General features: G+C 74.1%; 15 protein-coding genes. 10 read left to right on the forward strand and 5 right to left on the reverse strand.

Annotated elements, in window-relative coordinates:
- Positions 1-115 precede the first annotated feature (115 nt).
- From FKN01_RS13310 to FKN01_RS13340, 7 genes are all read left to right on the forward strand, one after another.
- Positions 116-862 carry a GntR family transcriptional regulator gene (locus FKN01_RS13310; protein ID WP_143619913.1) on the forward strand — a complete coding sequence of 249 codons (747 nt, stop codon included), beginning with the start codon at positions 116-118 and terminating at the stop codon, positions 860-862.
- A 76-nt stretch (positions 863-938) separates the two neighbouring features.
- Complete coding sequence (locus tag FKN01_RS13315) at positions 939-2591, forward strand: cytosine permease (protein ID WP_143619915.1); 1653 nt, start codon at positions 939-941, stop codon at positions 2589-2591.
- A 30-nt stretch (positions 2592-2621) separates the two neighbouring features.
- The gene (gene uca, locus FKN01_RS13320; RefSeq protein ID WP_143619917.1) at positions 2622-6203 is read left to right on the forward strand and encodes an urea carboxylase; all 3582 of its coding nucleotides are present in this window, start codon (positions 2622-2624) and stop codon (positions 6201-6203) included.
- Positions 6200-7924, forward strand: a complete 1725-nt coding sequence (gene atzF / locus FKN01_RS13325; RefSeq protein WP_143619919.1) for an allophanate hydrolase — start codon at positions 6200-6202, stop codon at positions 7922-7924. Before uca ends, atzF begins: the two co-directional genes overlap by 4 nt.
- A 138-nt stretch (positions 7925-8062) precedes the next feature.
- Complete coding sequence (locus FKN01_RS13330; protein WP_143619922.1) at positions 8063-8845, forward strand: triphosphoribosyl-dephospho-CoA synthase; 783 nt, start codon at positions 8063-8065, stop codon at positions 8843-8845.
- Positions 8846-8961: 116 nt separating this feature from the next.
- Positions 8962-10674, forward strand: coding sequence for a PP2C family protein-serine/threonine phosphatase (locus FKN01_RS13335; protein ID WP_143619924.1), 1713 nt, complete (start codon positions 8962-8964; stop codon positions 10672-10674).
- Between the two features lie 74 nt (positions 10675-10748).
- A complete protein-coding gene (locus tag FKN01_RS13340; protein WP_143619926.1) occupies positions 10749-12257 on the forward strand; it encodes a DUF4246 domain-containing protein in 1509 nt (502 codons plus the stop codon).
- Positions 12258-12309: 52 nt separating this feature from the next.
- Here the strand turns inward: FKN01_RS13340 and FKN01_RS13345 are convergent, their stop codons facing one another.
- Positions 12310-13143 (reverse strand): PIG-L family deacetylase, encoded by an 834-nt coding sequence (locus tag FKN01_RS13345; RefSeq protein ID WP_143619929.1) that lies wholly within the window; start codon positions 13141-13143, stop codon positions 12310-12312.
- A 193-nt stretch (positions 13144-13336) separates the two neighbouring features.
- On the opposite strand from FKN01_RS13345, the gene FKN01_RS13350 reads away from it, so the two are divergent.
- A complete protein-coding gene (locus tag FKN01_RS13350; RefSeq protein ID WP_143619931.1) occupies positions 13337-14185 on the forward strand; it encodes an alpha/beta fold hydrolase in 849 nt (282 codons plus the stop codon).
- A gap of 29 nt (positions 14186-14214) precedes the next feature.
- Complete coding sequence (locus tag FKN01_RS13355; protein WP_143619933.1) at positions 14215-15459, forward strand: DUF6357 family protein; 1245 nt, start codon at positions 14215-14217, stop codon at positions 15457-15459.
- Between the two features lie 2 nt (positions 15460-15461).
- Here FKN01_RS13355 and FKN01_RS13360 read toward each other — a convergent pair whose 3' ends face one another.
- Both FKN01_RS13360 and FKN01_RS13365 read right to left on the reverse strand, forming a co-directional pair.
- Positions 15462-15860: an FKBP-type peptidyl-prolyl cis-trans isomerase gene (locus FKN01_RS13360; RefSeq protein ID WP_143619935.1), complete on the reverse strand. Its 399-nt coding sequence runs from the start codon at positions 15858-15860 to the stop codon at positions 15462-15464.
- A 23-nt stretch (positions 15861-15883) separates the two neighbouring features.
- Positions 15884-17044, reverse strand: coding sequence for a pyridoxal-phosphate dependent enzyme (locus tag FKN01_RS13365; protein ID WP_143619937.1), 1161 nt, complete (start codon positions 17042-17044; stop codon positions 15884-15886).
- 188 nt (positions 17045-17232) lie between these two features.
- Here FKN01_RS13365 and FKN01_RS33550 point away from each other — a divergent pair, with 188 nt between their 5' ends.
- Positions 17233-18261, forward strand: a complete 1029-nt coding sequence (locus tag FKN01_RS33550; RefSeq protein ID WP_143619939.1) for an NAD-dependent epimerase/dehydratase family protein — start codon at positions 17233-17235, stop codon at positions 18259-18261.
- Between the two features lie 28 nt (positions 18262-18289).
- On the opposite strand, the gene FKN01_RS13375 is transcribed toward FKN01_RS33550, so the two are convergent.
- Both FKN01_RS13375 and FKN01_RS13380 read right to left on the reverse strand, forming a co-directional pair.
- Positions 18290-19129, reverse strand: coding sequence for a bifunctional 5,10-methylenetetrahydrofolate dehydrogenase/5,10-methenyltetrahydrofolate cyclohydrolase (locus FKN01_RS13375; RefSeq protein WP_143619941.1), 840 nt, complete (start codon positions 19127-19129; stop codon positions 18290-18292).
- Positions 19126-19746, reverse strand: a complete 621-nt coding sequence (locus FKN01_RS13380; protein ID WP_143619943.1) for a cyclodeaminase/cyclohydrolase family protein — start codon at positions 19744-19746, stop codon at positions 19126-19128. The genes FKN01_RS13375 and FKN01_RS13380 overlap by 4 nt, the downstream gene beginning before the upstream one ends.
- Positions 19747-19790 lie beyond the last annotated feature (44 nt).

Consider the following 19790-nt stretch of genomic DNA (forward strand, 5'->3'; position numbering starts at 1 on the left):
CCCGCACCCGCGTGCGGGGCGCTTCGCCGTCCCGGGCCGGGGTGAGCTACCGGAAACCGGTCGTTCACCCCGCCGTGGACTCCGGTGAAACAACCGCTTCCTAGCGTCTTCGCCCATGGACGCGACGCTGGATACGACGCTGTATACGCCCCCGGACACAGCGCGGGGCGCCGACGCGGCGCCCTCCCCCTCACTCCGCGAGAGGGTGTACGGGCAGTTGCGCGCGGCCGTGCTCGACGGCGGGTTCGGGCCGCGCGAGCGGCTGGCCGAGACACGGCTCGCCGCACGCTTCCGCGTTTCCCGGACCCCGGTGCGCGAGGCCCTGGCGCGCCTGCTCGCGGACGGCCTGATCGAGCGCGGGGACGGCGGCTTCTTCGTCACGATCCCCGACCTGGCACAGCTGCGCGACCTTTACGAACTCCGGGTCACCCTGGAACTGCGCGGCATCGCCCGGGCCATCGACGACCCGTCCGTACGGCATGATCCGGCCGTCCTCGGGGCCGAGCTGGACCGCTGGTACGCCATGCGCGAGCGGCCACCGGACCCCGATCCCCGCTTCGTCGTCCAGGACGAGCGCTTCCACGCCGAGCTCTCCCGCGCCTCCGGAAACCCCGCGCTGACCGACGCCCTGGTGACCGTGGGCGAGCGCATCCGCCGCGTCAGGATGTACGACTTCCTCACCCCGGACCGGGTCGGCACGACCATCACGGAGCACATCGCCATCATGGAGGCCGTCCGCGACGGGCGCCTCGCCGACGGACACCGCGCTCTGCACGCCCATGTCGGCGACTCCATGGCCGTCGTGCTCGAACGGGCCCGCCGCGCCATGACGCAGATGGCCCTGCACGCCGCCCACGTCTGAAACCCCGGCGGCCGACGGCGTCCGCCCCGTCCTCAGCACGGCCCTCCCCCGCTCACCGCTCCCCGAGAGGCTGCCCATGAGTACGACCGAACGCGCGACGTCCACCCCGCCACCCGCCGCCGGGAGCCGCGCCACGAGCGAGACCCTGGAGGACTACACCCTCCGCTTCGCGCCCCGGAGTTACCGCCGCTGGACCCCCGCCGTCGTGGCCACCACCGCCCTGGGCGGCATCGCCTACATGGCCGACTTCTCGATCGGCGCGGGCATCGGCCTGGCCCACGGCACCGGGAACGCGCTGCTGGCCATCGCGGTCGCCGCCGTCGTCATCTTCGCCACCGGCTTCCCGCTGGCCTATTACGGCGCCCGGTACAACCTCGACCTGGACCTGATCACCCGCGGCTCCGGCTTCGGCTACTACGGCTCGGTCCTCACGAGTGTCATCTTCGCCAGCTTCACCTTCATCTTCTTCGCCCTCGAAGGCTCGATCATGGCGCAGGGCCTGGAACTGGGCCTCGGGCTGCCGCTCTGGCTCGGCTACCTCCTCTCCACTCTGCTGGTCATCCCGCTCGTCGTCTACGGAATGTCGGCGCTCACCAAGCTCCAGGTGTGGACGACGCCCCTGTGGCTGCTGCTCATGGCCGGCCCGCTGGTCCATCTGGTCGCCACCGACCCCGGCACCGTCGACCGGTTCCTCTCGTACGCCGGAACGGACGGCGAGGGCGGCATCGACACCGCGTCCGTGCTCCTCGGTGCCGGCGTGTGCCTCTCACTCATCGCGCAGATCGGCGAGCAGATCGACTACCTGCGCTTCATGCCGCCGAAGACCGGGGCGAACAGGCGCACCTGGTGGGCCGCCGTGGTCATGGCCGGACCCGGATGGGTGGTGCTCGGCGCGCTCAAGCAGGCCATCGGGGTGTTCCTCGCGGTGTACGTCATCGCGGAGGTCGGAGCCGACGCCGCGCCCGAGCCGATCCAGCAGTTCCGGGGCGCCTTCGACGCGATGCTGCCGTCCTGGCTGGTCGTCCCGCTGGCCGTGGTCCTGGTCGTCATCAGCCAGATCAAGATCAACGTCACGAACGCCTACTCCGGCTCGCTCGCCTGGACCAACTCCTTCACCCGGGTCACCCGCCACTACCCGGGCCGGCTGGTGTTCGTCCTGGTCAACCTCGGCTTCGCACTGGCGCTGATGGAGGCCGACATGTTCAGCGTCCTCAACGACATCCTCGGCTTCTACTCCAACTGCGCCATCGCCTGGATCGTCACCGTCGCCACCGACATCGGCGTCAACAAGTACCTGCTGCGGATCTCACCGCTCCGCCCCGAATTCCGCCGGGGCATGCTCTACGCGGTCAACCCCGTCGGGGTGGTCGCCTTCACCGCCGCCTCCGGCCTGTCGATCGCGATGTACTTCCACGCCCTCGGCGGCACCCTCCAGCCGTACTCCCCCGTCGCCGCCGCCGTCATCGCCTTCGTGCTGACACCCCTGGTCGCGTACGTCACCAAGGGCCGCTACTACCTGCGCCGCACCGACGACGGGCTGGACGAGCCGATGCTGGACGCGGACGGGAACCCGAGCGCGGTGACCTACGACTGCCATGCCTGCCACCAGTCGTACGAACGCCCCGACGTCGCCGCCTGCGCCACCCATGACGCGGTCGTCTGCTCGCTCTGCCTGAGCACCGACGGCGTGGGCGGCCATGTGCTGCCCGCACAGCCGCCCCTCGCCTGAACCCCGGTCCCGCACCCAGGAGTTGCCGTCATGTTCGACACCCTGCTCATCGCCAACCGCGGAGAGATCGCCTGCCGGGTCATCCGCAGCGCCCGAGCCCTCGGCCTGCGTACGGTCGCCGTGTACTCCGACGCCGACCGCACCGCCCCGCACGTCCGCCTCGCCGACGAGGCCGTGCGCCTCGGCCCCGCCCCGGCCGCCGAGAGCTATCTGCGGGCGGACGCGGTCCTGGAGGCCGCCCTGGCCACCGGGGCCGGGGCGGTGCACCCCGGCTACGGCTTCCTGTCCGAGAACGCGGCGTTCGCCGCCTCCGTGGAGGAGGCGGGCCTCGCGTTCGCCGGCCCCACGCCCGCCCAGCTGGAGGTGTTCGGCGCCAAGCACACCGCACGGGCCGCGGCGCTCGCGGCGGGGGTGCCGCTGCTGCCCGGCAGTGGGCTCCTCGCCGACGAGGAGGAGGCCCTGCGCGCGGCGGAGCCGACCGGCTATCCGGTGATGCTGAAGGCGACCGGCGGCGGGGGCGGCATCGGCATGCAGGCGTGTGCCGGTCCCGCCGAACTGCGGGACGCCTTCGCCCGCGTCTCGCGGCTGGCCCGGGGCAGCTTCGCCGACGGCGGGGTCTTCCTGGAGCGTTACGTGGAGCGCGCCCGCCACGTCGAGGTGCAGGTCTTCGGGGACGGCGCCGGGTCGGTGGTGGTGCTCGGCGACCGCGACTGCTCCCTTCAGCGCCGCAACCAGAAGGTGCTGGAGGAGGCCCCGGCACCGGACCTGCCGCCGCGCCTGCGCTCCGAGCTCCACACCGCTGCCCGCCGGTTGTGCGCCTCGGTCGGCTACCGGTCGGCCGGGACCGTGGAGTTCGTGTACGACCCGGTGCGCGGGGAGGCGTATTTCCTGGAGGTCAACACCCGCCTCCAGGTGGAGCATCCGGTGACCGAGGAGATCCACGGCGTCGACCTGGTCGCCTGGATGCTGCGACTGGCGCGAGGGGAGAGCGGCTTCCTCACGGAACCGCCCGCCCGGGGCCACGCGGTCGAGGCGCGGATATACGCCGAGGACCCGGCGCGCGACCACCGGCCGAGCTCCGGCCTGCTGACCCGGGTCGGATTCCCCGCCGGCGTACGGGTGGACGGCTGGGCGGAGACGGGGCAGCACGTCTCCACGGCGTACGACCCGATGCTCGCCAAGGTCGTCGCGACCGGTGACACCCGTGCGGAAGCGTTCGCCCGGCTGGCCGAGGCCCTGGAGGCAACCGTGGTGGACGGGGTGGAGACCAACCTCGGGCTGCTGCGCGCCGCCTGCCGTGAGCCCGTCGTGCTCGCCGCCCGGCACACCACGGCGACCCTGGCCGGGCTGCGCGACCCGCGCCCCCGGATCGACGTGGAGCGCGGCGGCGCGCAGACCACGGTGCAGGACTGGCCGGGGCGTACCGGCTACTGGGAGGTCGGCATCCCGCCCGGCGGCCCGATGGACGACCTCTCGTTCCGCCTCGGCAACACGGCCGTCGGCAACCCGGAGGGCGCCCCCGGCCTGGAATGCACGCTGGAGGGGCCCGCGCTGCGCTTCTCCGCGCCGGCCACCGTCTGCGTCACCGGCGCCCCCTGCGCGGTCACCGTCGACGGCCGCCCCGCAGCCATGTGGGAGCCGGTCGAGCTCGCCGCCGGGCAGCTGCTCGACGTCGGCACCGCCCAGGGCCCCGGGATGCGCACCTACGTCCTGGTGCGCGGCGGTCTCGGCGTACCCGCCTACCTGGGCAGCGCCGCCACCTTCACCCTCGGTGCCTTCGGCGGCCACGCGGGCCGCGCCCTGCGCACCGGTGACGTGCTGCGGCCCGCCCCGCCCGGCACCGGCGCCCCGGCGCCCGCTCCGGTCCCGGCCGCCGCGCGCCCGCACTTCGCCCCGCACTGGCGCATCGCGGTCAGCGAGGGGCCCCACGCCGCACCGGACTTCCTCACCCGGGACGGCATCGCGACGGTCTACGCAACGCACTGGAAGGTCTCCGCGCAGTCCGCGCGCACCGGGGTGCGCCTCGTCGGCCCCCGCCCCGAGTGGGCCCGTCCCGACGGCGGCGAGGCGGGGCTGCATCCGTCCAACGTGCACGACACCCCGTACTCCGTGGGCGCGGTCAACCTCACCGGCGACACCCCGGCCATCCTGGGCCCCGACGGGCCGAGCCTGGGGGGCTTCGCCTGCCCGGTCACCGTCGTGCGCGGCGAGCGCTGGAAGACCGGGCAGCTCCGGCCCGGCGACACCGTCCAGTTCGTGCCCGTCACCGAGGAGACCGCCGACGCGCTGCGCCGGACCCCCGCGCTCCTCACGCTGCCGGCCCCCGCCGGCCCGGACGGCGACGACGGTGTGCTCGGCCGCCGCCCCGCCACGGACACCACCCCCGAAGTCACCTACCGGCGGGGCGCCGACGACAACATCCTGGTCGAGTACGGGCCCATGACTCTCGATCTCGGCCTGCGCATGCGGGTGCACGCACTCGCCGAGCACCTGCGGGCGCTCGCGCCGCGAGGGCTGGTCGACGCCACGCCGGGCGTACGCTCGCTGCATCTGCACACCGATCCGGAGGTGCTGCCCCTGCGCACCCTGCTCGGTCTTCTGCGCGAGTCCGAGGAGGAGTTGCCGGCCACCGCCGAACTGCGTGTGCCCAGCCGCGAGGTACACCTGCCGCTGTCCTGGGACGACCCGACCGTGGACGAGGCCATCGACCGCTACGCGGCCTCGGTGCGCGGGGACGCCCCCTGGAATCCGTCCAACATCGAGTTCATCCGCCGCGTCAACGGGCTGGAGAGCGTCGAGGACGTCCGCCGCACGGTTTTCGACGCCCGCTATCTCGTCCTCGGGCTCGGTGACGTCTATCTGGGCGCCCCGGCCGCCACTCCGCTCGACCCGCGCCACCGCCTGGTGACCACCAAGTACAACCCGGCCCGGACGTGGACGGCGGAGGCCGGGGTGGGCATCGGCGGTTCGTACCTGTGCGTCTACGGGATGGAGAGCCCCGGCGGCTATCAGCTCATCGGCAGGACGGTCCCCGTGTGGGGCGGTCTCCGCCCGCCCCGCTCGTTCGCCGACGGCAGGCCCTGGCTGCTGCGGTTCTTCGACCGGATCGTCTGGCACCCGGTCGATCCGGCCGAACTCCTGGAGATCCGGGGCGACCTCGCCTCCGGACGTACCGCACTCGACATCCGCCCGGGGGTCTTCTCGCTCGTGGAGCACGAGGCGTTCCTGCGGGCGAACGCCGCGGACATCGCTGCCTTCCGGGCCCGCCAGTCCGCCGCCTTCGAGACCGAGCGGCGCGCCTGGGAAGCGGCGGGCGAGTTCGCCCCGCGCGCCGAACCGGAGCCGTCCGCCGCGGGCGCCGCTCCCTCGGCCCTCCCCCCGGGCTCGCGCCTGGTCGAGGCCCCGCTGAGCTCCACCGTATGGAAGGTCGCGGCAGGGCCCGGCACCCGGGTCGAGCCGGGGCAGGCCCTGCTGGTGCTGGAAGCCATGAAGATGGAGGTCGTGGTGCGCGCCCCCGGGCACGGAGTCGTCACCGAGGTACTCGTCACCCCCGGACAGCAGATCGACGCCGGCACCCCGCTGGCCGTCGTCGCACGAGAGGAAGCAGCGTGACCGAGAGCTGCGCCGCACGCGTCACCGCCGCCTACCGCCGCATCGCCGAGGCAGACCGCCCGGAGGTGTGGATCACCCTGCGTCCGGAGGAGGACGTACGGGCGGAGGCGGAGGCCCTGGACAGCCGGCTGGCCGCCGGTGACCCCCTGCCCCTCGCGGGCGTCCTGGTCGCGGTGAAGGACAACATCGACGTCGCCGGGCTGCCCACCACGGCGGCCTGCCCGGCCTTCGCGTACATCCCGGAGACGGACGCGCCCGCCGTACGGCGGCTGCTGGACGCGGGTGCCGTCGTGCTCGGCAAGACGAACCTGGACCAGTTCGCCACCGGTCTGGTCGGGACCCGGAGCCCGTACGGCGCCGTGCGCAACGCCCTGCGCCCCGAGAGGATCGCCGGCGGTTCCAGCTCCGGATCGGCGGTCGCCGTGGCCCTCGGCATCGCCGACATCGCGCTCGGCACCGACACGGCCGGTTCCGGACGCGTCCCGGCCGCCCTCAACGGCATCGTCGGTCTCAAGCCCACGCTGGGCCTCGTCCCCACCACCGGGGTGGTCCCCGCCGCCCGCCCCTACGACGCGGTCACCGTGTTCGCACGCACCCTCACGGAGGCCCAGCGGGCCCTGGGCGTCATGACGGGACCGGACGAGCGCGACCCGCGCAGCCGGGTCTGGCCCGACGACGTCCGTCTGGCCGCCCCGCCCCGGCCCCGGGTGGCGGTCCCCCGGGACGAGGACCTGACCCCGCTGTCGCCCGGAAGGCGCGCCGCGTTCGCCGCGGCGGTCGAGCGGCTGGAGGCCGCGGGCGTGACGACCGCCGTGGTGGACGTGTCGCCGCTGCTGCTGGCCGCCCGGCTGCTCTACGACGGCGCCCTGGTCGCCGAACGCTACGCGGCCGTCGGCGAGTTCATCGCCCGCGACCCGTCCGCCGCGGACCCGACGGTCGCCGGGATCATCCTCGCCGCCGCCGCTCTGCCGGCCCACGCCCTGGCCGCCGACCAGGCACGCCTGGACCGGTACCGGGCGCCGGCGCACGGGATTCTCTCGGGCTGCGACGCGCTGCTGCTGCCCACCGCTCCCTGCCACCCGGACATCGCCGAGGTGCTGGCCGACCCGGTGACCGTCAACTCGCGGATGGGCACCTACACCAACTTCGTGAACCTCCTCGACATGGCGGCCGTCGCGGTCCCGGCCGGGGAGGCCGACGGCGGTCCGTTCGGCGTCAGCGTCGTCACCCGCGCCTTCGAGGACCAGCCGGCCATCGACATCGCCGCCCTGCTCACCGGGGAGCGGCTGCCGGCCCCCCTGCCGGGCGGGGGCGTGGACCTCGTCGTGTTCGGTGCCCACCTGACCGGGCAGCCGCTCAACCACCAGCTCACCGGCTCCGGGGCCCGGTACGCCGGTGAGGTGACCACCGCCGCGTCCTACCGGCTCACGGCGCTCGGGACGGCCCCGCCCAAGCCCGGTCTCGTGCGCGTCGGACCGGAGCACGGTGCCGCGGTCGCGGGCGAGCGCTGGACCCTCTCCCCCGCCGCCCTCGGCCGCTTCCTCGCCGCGCTGCCGGCACCCATGTCGCTGGGCCGCGTCGAACTCGCCGACGGCGGCTGGGTCCTCGGCTTCCAGTGCGACCCGCACTCCGCGGCCGGGGGCACCGACATCACCGGGCACGGCGGCTGGCGGGCCTATCTGGCGGCGGCCGGGGAGGGGGCCGGGGCTGCGACCGGATGACAGGGCGGGGCCGGAGGGCCCGCGCCCAAGGGTCATTGGTCCCGGTTTCCCCGCCGGAGCGCGGGCATCACCCTGTGAGCCGAGCCCGGCCCCGCGCCGGGCGCCTCGGACCCGCACCGCCCAGTGGAAGCGAAACGCATGCCCTCTCAGCACCTGCCCCGGATCGACGCGGACGGCCTCGCGGACCTCGCCGTCGCGGCCTTCACCCGCGAAGTGTTCCTCACGCCCAAGCCGGGACTGCCGGACTGCCGCACCGCTCAGACCCCCGCCAACTCGGTGTTCGCCTCGCTCGTGGACGTCGGGGTGCGGCTCCACGGACCGCTGCGCGCCGCCGCCGGCGCCGGGGCGGACACCGGCCGGCTCGCCGCCGCCTGCCACGCGGCCCAGGAGCTGGTGCCCCACACCGCCGCCCTGCACGGGTTCGACGTGGCGGCCCGCGCGCTCTGCCTGCTCACGGCCGCCTGGGCCGAGGGCGCCGCCGGCCCCCGGGACGCCTGCACCCGGGCCCTCGCCCTCGACGAGCGGGTGGAACCGTCCGGCGGCCTCCGGGAAGGCCGCCGGGCGAACGCGCGCGACCTCACGAGGACCGATGCGGCGCTCTCCGCCGTGCGCGAGGGCCGGGCGCGGGGTCTCGCCGAGGAGACCGCGCAGCTCGACGCGCTGCTGACCCTGATGGCGGCCATGGACGACGAGCGCGTCGTACGCGACAAGGGACCGCTGGCGCTGCGGATCGTCCAGGAGGACGCCGCCGCGGTCCTGGCCGCCGGGGGCGCCGGAATGCCCGAGGGGCGCCGGCGCCTGGCCGAGCTGGACGAGCAGCTGACCCGTTACGGGATCTGCCCGGCGACCAGCGGCGCGCTGCACACCGTGGTGCTCTTCCTGGACTCGGTGGACAGCCGGCCGCTCATCGCCGCCGCCTGAGCCGGGGCGGGGCGGGGGCCCGGGAGAGCCACCCGGCGTACACCGAGTGGCGCCCCGGGTCCGCCGCCCCGATGCTGTTCCGGCGCCGCCCGTACACCCGCACCGAGAGGCCCGACATGCCCGTGGACGTCCCCCCTCCCGCGGGCAGCGCACGCGCACGTCTGGAACTGCAGGCGATCCGGGCGCTCCTGGACGCGCAGCGCCGGCGTGTCACCCGGTACGCCGAGCGTTACACGGCCGGCGCGCCCGGCGACGTGCCCCCGGCTCCCGCCACCGCCACTCCCCCGCCCTCCGGCCAGGACGTGCTCGACGCCCTCCCTGTGCCGGCGCTGCTGCTCGCTCCCGTGTTCGGCGACAACGGCGAGATCCGGGACGTCCTGCTCCTCGCCCGCAATGCCGCGGCCCGGCTCTTCGCCGACTCCCGGTTCCCCGGGGCGGCCCTGCCCCCGTGGACCGGGCCGGTTTCGCTGTTCGCACGCGTCCCGTCCCTGGCCGCCACGGCCATTCCGCGCATGCTGGCCGACGCGCACCGCCAGGGCGTGCCGCAGCAGAGCGACACGGTCGAATGGCTGCTGAACACCCGCACGGGGCCGGTCCGGATCAACGCGGAGGTCCGGATCGCTCCCTGTGGCGACCGCTTCCTGCTCACCTGGGAGCCGGGCGGCCGGCTCAGCATGGCCACCGCGGCCCAGCAGCTCGTGCGCACCTGCTGGGCGGAGTGGAATCTCGCCGACGACTGGGTCGAGCCGTCCCGGGGATTCCGCCAGGTGCTGGGGCTGGCGGAGGACACCCCGCTGCCCAGCCTGGCGGACCTGGCCGCGGCCACCGTCCCGGAGTGCCTGCCCACGCTGTACCAGACGCTGTACGACGTGGTGCTGCGCAAGCGCGTCACCACGTGCGAGCTGCGCTTCCGGGGCAGCGAGCGCGTCTTCCGCATGGTCGCCGAACCCGTGCGCATCGTCCCCGGCGGCCTGGTGTGGGCGCTGCGGACCGTCCTCACCGACGTCACCACGGACCGGCGCAGGCGGGAGGCGGCCCGGCGGGCCGAGCGCGACGCGCGCCGCGAGCACGAGCGCGCCGAGGCCGTCGCGGAGGTGGCCGGGGTCCTGCGCGACGCGGTGCTGCCCCACTTCCAGGACGAGCTGGACGGCTACGGTCTGGAGGCGGCGGCCGTCTACCGGCCCGACGCGCTCGGGGCCGGGGTCGGCGGCGACTGGTACAAGGCCCGCGGGCTGCCGGACGGACGTCTGCTGCTCGCGCTGGGCGATGCCCGCGGCCACGGCCTGGAAGCGGTCACCCTGATGGCCAAACTCCGTTACGCGCTCGCGGGACTCGCGTACACCGCGGAGCCCGTGGAGCGGCTGACGCAGTGGCTCAACGAAGTGGCCTGCGCGGACGACCAGGAGTCCACCGCCACCGCGATCATCGCCCGTTACCACCCCGAGCGCACCCTGTTCCGCTGGACCTGCGCGGGGCATCCGCGCCCGGTGCTGCTGCGGGACGGCCGCGCCGGTCAGCTGCCGGCGCCCGCCGGCGGGCCCGGGCTCACCCTGGGGGTGCTGCCGGGGACGTCGTACAACGCCACCGAGACGACTCTGGAGACCGGTGACATCGTCCTGATGTACTCGGACGGGCTGACCGAACGCCGTCCGGCCGACCCCGAGAAGGACACGCTCCGCTTCCTCGACGCGGCCGAGCGCTGCTTCCGGGCGTCCCCGCCGGGCCCGGGCCACGCCGGGCTCCAGGGCTACGTCGAACAGTTGGTGGCCCGCCTCGACGGCCCCCACCGCGCCGACGACGCGACGCTGCTGGCCCTGCGCCGTCCCTGACCCGTGCCCGGGCGGTGTCAGTGGGCTCCCGTAGTCTTCCGGCCACCACTCACCGCCTGGAAGGACCAAGAGAGTTGACTGGCCTGTCCACCTTTCCGCTGCCGTTCCACAGCCCCAGCTCCCGTTCGTCCGCGCCGCCGCGGACCCTGGGCGAGCTGGCGATGACCGCGTGCAGCGCGCACCTTCGGGCGAAGCCGGGATGGTTCGAGAAGATGCACGACACCGCCATAGCCGCCAATTGGGCGCGGGAGGCCGTCGACCAGGGCCTCACCGAGGCGCAGGCGCGCTATGTGCTGGCCGAACTCGCGCACTACGCACAGCTGCGGGACGCCCGTACCGGCATCGAGGTGTCCGCCGTGGACGGGGTCTGGCAGTCGGACACGCTCGTCGACGAGGAGCTGCGGTCCCGGCTGCGCGAGGCGGTCCGGGTGCTGGAGGAGGTCCCGGAGGCGGAGAAGGACTGGCACCCGGGGTCGGACGGCCAGGTGCTGGACCTGGTGCATCCCTCGCTGTTCTGCCTGGTACGGGACGTGAGCGGCGGCCCCGAGCGGGCGTGGGAGAACCCGACGGACCGCTATTCGGCGTACGAGTTCTCGGAGCGGTTCCAGTGGCTGCCCACGGACGCCGACGTCAGCGCGGACGGCGAGGCCGTCTTCCGTTCGTACGTGAACAACGTCCACCCCGAGGACCACCGGGAGCTGGCCGCCGTCCTGCCGGAGCTGTTCGCCCGGATGCTCCCGCTGTGGGAGAACGTGCTCACCGATCTGCGCCGCCCGCGCCCCGTGCGGATCGAGGCCGACCCGTTCGGCTGGTACGACGACGAGCCGGAGTATCCGGACGAGGACGACTTCAGCGACGAGAAGGCGTACGAGGAGGCGGTCCAGGCGCACGAGGAGGCCGCGGACGACTGGTACGAGAACCGGAAGCCGGTCATCCCGGACGCCCCGGACTACACCCCGCCCGAGCTGCCGGAGGGGTTCGTCCCGGTCAGCCTGCGCGGGCGCCGGCTCCAGGTCATCGTCAAGCTGGCCACCATTCACCTGACGCCCGGGAAGCCGGAGTACGCCGAGGGCTCCTGGCACGTCGAGGGGATGCTGAACGAGCGGATCGTGTCGACCGCCCTCTACTACTGGGACAGCGAGAACATCACGGAGAGCCGGCTGAGCTTCCGTACCGCGGTCGAGGAGCCGGAGTACGAGCAGAGCGACGACGACGGGGTGCGCGGTGTGTACGGCCTGGAGAACGAGGGCCCGCTCAACCAGGTGCTGGGCTCGGCGTCGACCCCGGCCGGCCGCTGTCTGGCCTTCCCCAACGTCCTCCAGCACCGCGTCGGTCCGTTCCGCCTCGCGGACCCGGGCCGCCCCGGGCACCGTAAGATCCTGGCGTTCTTCCTGGTGGACCCGTCGGCGACGATCGTCTCGACGTCCGACGTGCCTCCGCAGCAGCCCTGGGCCGAGACCTCGACCATGACCCTGGAAGAGGCGAAGGGATACCGCGAAGAGCTCATGCGGGAACGCAAGTTCTTCGTGGCCGAGAACAACGAGCAGCTCTTCGAGCGGGAGTTCTCGCTCTGCGAGCACTGAACGCGTCCTCCGGCTCGCGCCCCGCGCGGGGTGCGAGCCGGAGGGGCAGGGGTCAGCGCAGTCCGGCGAAGAGGTCGTTCTCGGGGACGGGGGCGTCGGTGGTGTCCTTGACGCGCACGAAGGTCTCCACGCCCATCAGCTCACCGAACCGCTCCTTGCCCATCTTGAGGAAGAAGATGTTCTCGCCCTGGCTGGCGTGGGCGGCCAGGGCGTCGAACTTCTGGCCGCTGAACGCGGTGGTGTCGACCCAGGTGGTGATCTCGTCGTCGGGCAGGCCGATCTCCGCCATGGCGGCGGCCTCCTCGGGGTCGGGCTCCGGCAGCTCCTCGCCGAACTCGCGCATCGTCTCCCCGAAGCGCTGCATCGCCGAGCGCGGCATCGTGGTCCAGTAGACCTTCGGCGTCAGCCCGGTCATCTCCAGGGCCGCCATCGTGATGCGGTTGGCCTGGATGTGGTCGGGGTGGCCGTAGAAGCCGTTCTCGTCATAGGTGACGACCACATCGGGCCGGTAGTGGAGCATCAGCTCGGCGAGCCGCGCCGCGCCCTCCGCCACGGGCGTGCCCCAGAAGGAGCCGGGCGCGTCGTTGGCCGGCCAGCCCATCATCCCGGAGTCCGCGTAGTCGAGCGTCTCCAGATCGCTGATCTTCAGGACCTCGCGACTCGCCTCCAGCTCCCGGCGCCGCATCACGGCGACGGCCGCCGGGTCGTGCCCGGGGTCGCCCGGCTTCACGCCGCCCGGTCCGTCACCGCATCCGCCGTCGGTACAGGTGACCAGCACCGTGCGGATGCCTTCCGCCGCGTACCGGGCGAGCACGCCGCCGGTCCCGGTGGCCTCGTCGTCGGGGTGGGCGTGCACTGCCATGAGGGTCAGCGGCCGGTCAGTCATCACAGTCCTCCAGCGGAAACGAGCATGCGGGCGCCGCGGACCCGCCGCACCCTCGGTCGGTGCAACCTCCCGGACCGGGCCCGGTGTTCCCGGCAGGGCCGGTCGGACTGGCCGAAGCCCGTCGCCCGACCTCCTCGGCGGTGACATATTCATCAAGGAGGGTGGTGGACGCATGAGGGGGAGGCACCGAGAAATGACTGAGGTGGACCTTTCGGCCGGCACGGTCGAGTACCTGGACACCGGCGGTGAAGGGCCGGTCGCGGTCCTGCTGCACGGCGTGGCGATGGACGGCTCCCTGTGGCGGAACGTGGTGGGGTCGCTGCGTTCGGACTTCCGCTGTGTGGTGCCGACGCTGCCGCTGGGGGGCCATCGCCGGCCGATGCGCCCCGACGCAGACCTGTCGGTCATGGGCGTGGCCCGGCTGGTCGGCGAGTTCCTGGACCGGCTCGATCTGCGCGACGTCACGCTGGTGATGAGCGACTGGGGCGGTGCGCAGGCCCTGGTCTCCGAGGGCGGGGACGAGCGGATCGGGCGGCTCGTCATCACGTCGTGCGAAGCGTTCGACAACTTCCCGCCGGGCCTGCCGGGCAGCAATCTGTTCACCTCGGCGAAGCTGCCGGGCGGCATCAACCTCGCTTTCAAGCTGCTGAAGCTGAAGCCGATGCGCCGGCTGCCGGTGACCTGGGGCTGGATGAGCAAGCGGCCGGTCCCGCACGAGGTGATGAACGCCTGGTTCACCCCGTTGTGGACTTCCCGGGAGATCCGCCGGGACCTGCGCAAGTACGTGCTGGGCGTCCCGCCGAAGAGCGAACTGCTCGGCTGGGCGGAGAAGCTGCGCGACTTCGACCGGCCCGCCCTCGTCGTATGGGCGGCGGAGGACAAGGTGATGCCCCCGGAGCACGGACGCAGACTCGCCGCGCTCCTGCCCAAGGGCCGGCTGGTGGAGATCGAGGACAGCTACACCCTGATCCCCGAGGACCAGCCGGCGGAGCTCAGCGCCCATATCCGGTCCTTTCTGCTGGATGGCGGAGCCACCTCCTAGGCGCCCGGCCCATGGGGAAGACTGGGGCCATGAGCGAGGTCGTTTTCACGCGCGGGAGTGGCTGGATTCCGAGCGTGGTCCGCGAGGACGGTGTGCTGAAGCTGAGGCTCGGGGCGGGGGCGGATGCCAATCATGAGCCCCGCACGTTCACGGTTCCGGTCGGGGAACAGCACCTCGCGGTGATCCGGGAGGACCTGGGCCGGCATCTGCTGCTGTGGAGCGCGCTTCTTCCGCTGTGCGATGCCGCCGGAACGCGTGGCCGGCTCGACGAGGAGGCCGCGGTCGCGCTCCTGGACCCGGTCCTCCTCGCCGCGCCCGCCGATGTCGATGCGTACTTCCGGGGCATCCCCTGGGACAGGGGCCCGCTCATCGCGCACGGGGCCGGTATCGCGCCGCTCGAACGGGGCGAGGTCTGTGCGGCGATGCGCACCGCCACGGAGGCGTCCGACGCGGAACGGGCCCAGGAGTACAGCGCTCGACGCCGTCGCGCCGAGCGCGGCACCGTCCTCGGGCCGCTCGACGCGGCGGTTCTCAGGTACACGGGCCAGTACGCGCACGGCGCGACGATTCCGAAGCGGCTGCCCGACGCCGTCGACGCCGCGCTGCGGCCCGAGGTGCTGCGGGTGGTCGCCACCGCGGAGCACGCGTGCGCCGGCCTGCGGATCGGCCGCGACCCGCGCCGGGGCAGGCGCGGCACGGACAAGCGGGACTGGGAGCGGATGGCGACGACGGTCGAGTCGGCCGTACGCCGGGCCCACCCGGGGCTCGCCGACGAGGCGGTGCGCTCCGTGGGCTTCCTGATGTGCTCGGAGGCCGCCGACCGCGCCCGGAGCACATCCCTGGAAGCGTACGAGGAGGCCGCCGACGGCCGTACGGTGCTGTCGTTCGCCGACGACAAGGGCGCCGAGCAGAAGTGGCACCCGGGCAGCGCCCGGACGGCCGCCGTGGCGTTCTGGGAGTTCGTCGAGGACCGTGTCGGGGCGGACAACGAGGTCTTCCAGATCGAGGACGAGGAGAGGGGCGAGGCGATCCAGCTGTACTTCTACGCGGATTCCGCCGCCCGGATCACTGCCGTGCGCGAGGGCCGGGGCGGATCGGAGCCGGAGTACCGGGTCGAGTACGGCCTGGTCGACGGGATGAGCGGGTACCGGAGCCTGGTGAGCGCCTTCGTCCGTGGCGGCTGCGCGGCGCTCGACGGGCTGGGTCCGTGGATGCCGGACCACGCGGAGTTCGAGCGCGCGCGCCGGCGGCGGGCGGCCGGTGGCGCGCGCTGAGCTCAGGCCGGTCCGCCCGGCCCCACCACCGTGAGCAGGTCCACGACGAAGATCAGGGTCGAGTGCGGCGGGATGGCGGCGGAGGGCGACTGCCTGCCGTAGCCGAGCCGCGGCGGAACGATGATCTCGCGCCGGCCGCCGGGCCTCATGCCCCGCACGCCCCGGTCCAGGCCCTTGACGGCCTTGCCGCCGCCCACGGCGAACTTGAACGGCCGGTCCTGCTCCCAGGAGGAGTCGAACTCCCTTCCGGACGCGAACGCGACGCCGACGTAGTGGACCCGCACCACCCGGCCCGGCAGCGCCTCCGGCCCCTCCCCCACCACCAGGTCCCGGGTCACCAACTCGGTGGGCGCGGTGCCCTCCGGCACCCGGACCTCGGGCTTGGCCGGCTTGCTCATCATGGACCCCTTGCTCATCGGCGCGGTCACGCAGCGCGGTCGTGGCCGGCGAACACCGCGGCCATCTTCTCGGCGGACTTGAGCCCCGCTCCGGTGAGGACGACGACGGTCGTGCCGCCCGGGGCGATCTCACCGGACGCGAGGAAGTGATCGAGGGTCGCGGCGGCGACGGCGCTCGTCGGCTCCGCGTACAGGCCGCGCGCGCTCAGGGCGCGTACCGCGGCGTGGATCTCCGCCTCCGGAACGGCGTACGCGGCTCCGCCGGAGCGGCGGATGGCCTCCACCGCCTCGGGCAGCCGGACCGGGCGGGCGATGGACGCGCCCTCGGCGATCGTCGACAGCCGCTCGCCGCGCGAGCCCGGGGCGATGCCGTTGAACGTGTCGGCGATGGCGGCCCAGTGCTCGGGCTGCCCGACGAAGAGGCGCGGGCGTCTGGCGATCTGTCCGGCGTCGAGCAGTTCGCCGAACGCGAGGTCGCAGCCGATGACGTTGCTGCCGGCCCCGGCCACGAGGACCACGTTGTCGGGCGCGGTGAAGCCCAGGGACTCCCACATCTCGTAGGCGACGGTCTTGGTGCCCTGGAGGAACATGGGGTGCCAGTTGTGGCTGGCGTAGGCAATCCGCCGCGACTGCCGGACCGCCTCCTGCGCCACCTCGTCGCGGGTGCCTTCGACGAGCTCGATCTCCGCCCCGTACGCCCGGGCCTGGAGGATCTTGGCCGCAGAGGTGGCGGCGGGGACGATGATCTTGGCGCGGATGCCGGCGGCGGCGGCGTACGCGGCCACCGCGGAACCGCCGTTTCCCGAGCTGTCCTCGAGTACGGCCTCGACGCCCTGCGCCACGAGGTGCGAGATCATCACCGACACGCCCCGGTCCTTGAAGCTGGACGTCGGATTGAACCATTCCAGCTTGAAGTGGACCCGCCGGCCGGCCCAGTCGACCGGGATCATCGGCGTACAGCCCTCTCCCAGGCTCACCCGCCGGCCGGCCGGGACGGGGAGGACGGCGCGGTAGCGCCAGAGGGACCGCTCGGCGGTGTCGATCTGCTCCGGCCGCAGTCCCGTCGGCATGCTGACGGCGAGGGGGCCGCCGTCGTCACCCCGCCAGCGCGGCTCGTCCAGGGGGTAGCGCCCACCGGACCGGTCGAGCAGGACGGGGGCGGCGCCCGGAGGCTGTCGGTCGGTCATGGGCGGTCTTCGGCTCCCGTCACTCGGCGTGGACCCGAGGTTAGACGCATGGCCCGGACATGAACAGCACGTCCAGCCCCCCGGTCGGCCCGGAAGACGGCCGGGGCGGGCGGCCAGTGCCTCTTGCCGGGTGCCGGGACGGCGGAGTAGCGTCCGCGCCTACGCTGTCTACGGGGGGACGATCCACGGTGCGGCTGCTGGTCCTGGGCGGTTCGGTCTTCGTCGGGCGGGCGGTGGTGGAGGCCGCGCTCGGACAGGGCTGGGAGGTCACCACCTTCAACTGGGACCGCTCGGGCCGCGGCCCGGGCGGGGTGGAGCGGCTGACCGGGGACCGCACCGATCCCGCCGGCCTCGCCGCCCTGCGCGGGCGTTCCTGGGACGCGGTCGTCGACACCTGGGCCGGGCGGGCCGAGGCGGTGCGGGAGTCCGTGCGCCTGCTGGCCGGCAGCGTCGGCCACTACAGTTACGTCTCCAGCCTGATGGCCTACCAGTGGCCCGTGCCGAGGCCGCTCACCGAGGCGGCTCCGCTGCGCCCGCCGTCCTCCGGTTCGCGCACCGAGGACTACCCCGCCCGCAAGGCCGCCGCGGAGCGGGCGGTGGTGGAGGTCATGGGCGACCGGGCGCTGCTGTCGCGTCCCGGCCTGGTCCTCGGCCCGTGGGAGCACCCGGGGCGGCTGCCGAGGTGGCTGCTGCGGCTGGCCGCGGCCGCGGAGGGCGAGCCGGTCCTGGCACCGGGCAGCCCGGAGCGGGGCATCCAGTACGTCGACGTCCGGGACCTGGCGCAGTGGCTCCTGCACGCCGCCGGGCGGGGGCTCGGCGGGGCGTACAACCTGAGCTGCCCGCCCGGCCACGCGACGATGGGCGGTCTGCTGGACGCCTGCGCCGAGGTGACGGGAAGCGCGGGCCGGCTGGTGCGGGTCGACGAGCGGTGGCTGGCCGAAAGAGGTGTGGTCCCGTGGACCGAGCTGCCCGTCTGGGTGCCTGCCGAGGGCGAGGGCGCCGGGATCTACGACGTGGACCCGGCCGCGGGCATCGAGGCCGGTGCGCGCTACCGCCCGCTGGCGGAGACGGTGGCGGACACCTGGGCGTGGCTGCGGCGGATTCCGGCGGAGAAGCTGGGCCGGGCGGTGCGCACCGCCGAGTGGCTGCCGGCCGAGCGGGAGGAGCGGGTGCTGCGTGCCTGGCGGGAGGAGGAGGCGGTCCGCCGGGCGCGCTGAAAGGCGCCCGGCGGACCGCCGGCGGGGCTCAGCGCTCGGCGGCCTGCACGGTGTGCCGGAGCAGCAGCGCGGTGGTCACCGGGCCGACACCGCCGGGGACCGGGGTGAGGCCGCCGGCCCGTTCGGCCGCGGCCGGGTCGACGTCTCCGACGAGGCCCCCGTCCGGGGTGGGGTTGGTGCCGACGTCGATGACCACGGCGCCGTCACGGACGTGGTCGGCGGTCAGCAGTCCGGCGCGCCCGACCGCGGCGACCAGGACGTCGGCCGTACGGGTGACGGCCGCGAGGTCCGCGGTGCGGGAGTGGCAGACGGTCACGGTCGCGTCCCGGTCGAGCAGGAGATGCGCGGCGGGCTTGCCCACGACGGTGGACCGGCCGACGACGACGGCGTGCCGGCCCGCCAGCTCGACCTCGTGGTGCTCCAGCAGCCGGACGACGGCCTCGGCCGTGGCCGGGGCGAACGCCGGGAGCCCGGCGGCGAGCCGGCCGAGCGACAGCGGGTTGGCCCCGTCGACGTCCTTCTCGGGCGCGATCGCGGACGCCAGGTCCTCCAGCGCCGCACCGGCCGGCAGCGGCGTCTGCAGGATGACTCCGTGCACCTGCGGGTCGTCGCTGAGGCGGCGCAGGGTGTCGGCGACCTCGGTGGTGGTGGCCTGCGGGCCGAGGTCGACGACGTCGCACACCAGGCCGCACTTGACCGCCGCGTTGGCGATCGAGCGGACGTACCAGGCGCTGGCCCCGTCGTCGGTGGCGCTGACCACGGCCAGCCGGACGGGCCGGCCCCCGGCGGCCTGCTTCGCGGCGAGCTCGGTGGTCTCGGCGCGGATCGCGGCGGCGAGTTCCCGGCCGGAGAGGACGGCTGCGGTCACCGGTTGATCTCCTTGCGTACGGCGGTGGTGGTGGCGGCGGCCCGGGCCGCGACCTGGTCGGCAGCGGCGGCCCGGGCGGCGAACGCGGTGCGCGCGGCCTCGTCCTTGATGCCGCCGAGATTCACTTCGACGTTCACCTGGCCGGTGGTGGCGGCGGCCCGGATGGCCTCGGCCGCGGCGGCCACGTCGCTGAGCACGTTGCGGTTGCCGACCGGGAGCAGCAGTTCGGCGAGCCCGGCCAGCCGGTCGGCCAGCTCGACGGTGCGGGCGGGCGGTTCGGCGGCGCCGATCAGGGCGCCGGCGATGGCGGCCGAGCGGGCCGCCTTCTCCTCGTCGGTGGCCTTCGGCAGGCCGTAGGCCGCGGCGACCGCGCCGAACGCCGCCGCGTCGTCCTCGGCGAGCCGCAGGGCCTGCGCGCGCGCGTCGTCCGTCTCCGTGCGGACGCGGCTGATCACGGCCTCGTGCTCGGCGTACTTCGGCCCCTCGCTGTAGCGGGCCACCATGCCGAGCAGGGCGGCCGCCTGGGCGGCGTGCAGTGCGGCGCTCGCTCCACCGCCCGGCGCCGGGACGCGGTCCGCCAACTGCTGGAGGAAATCACCGATGGCCTGATCGCGCATGCGTGCTCCGTAGCAAACTGGATTGTGGTGTTGTCGCTGCGTCA

It is taken from the genome of Streptomyces sp. 130, assembly GCF_007096885.1.
Classification (GTDB): domain Bacteria; phylum Actinomycetota; class Actinomycetes; order Streptomycetales; family Streptomycetaceae; genus Streptomyces.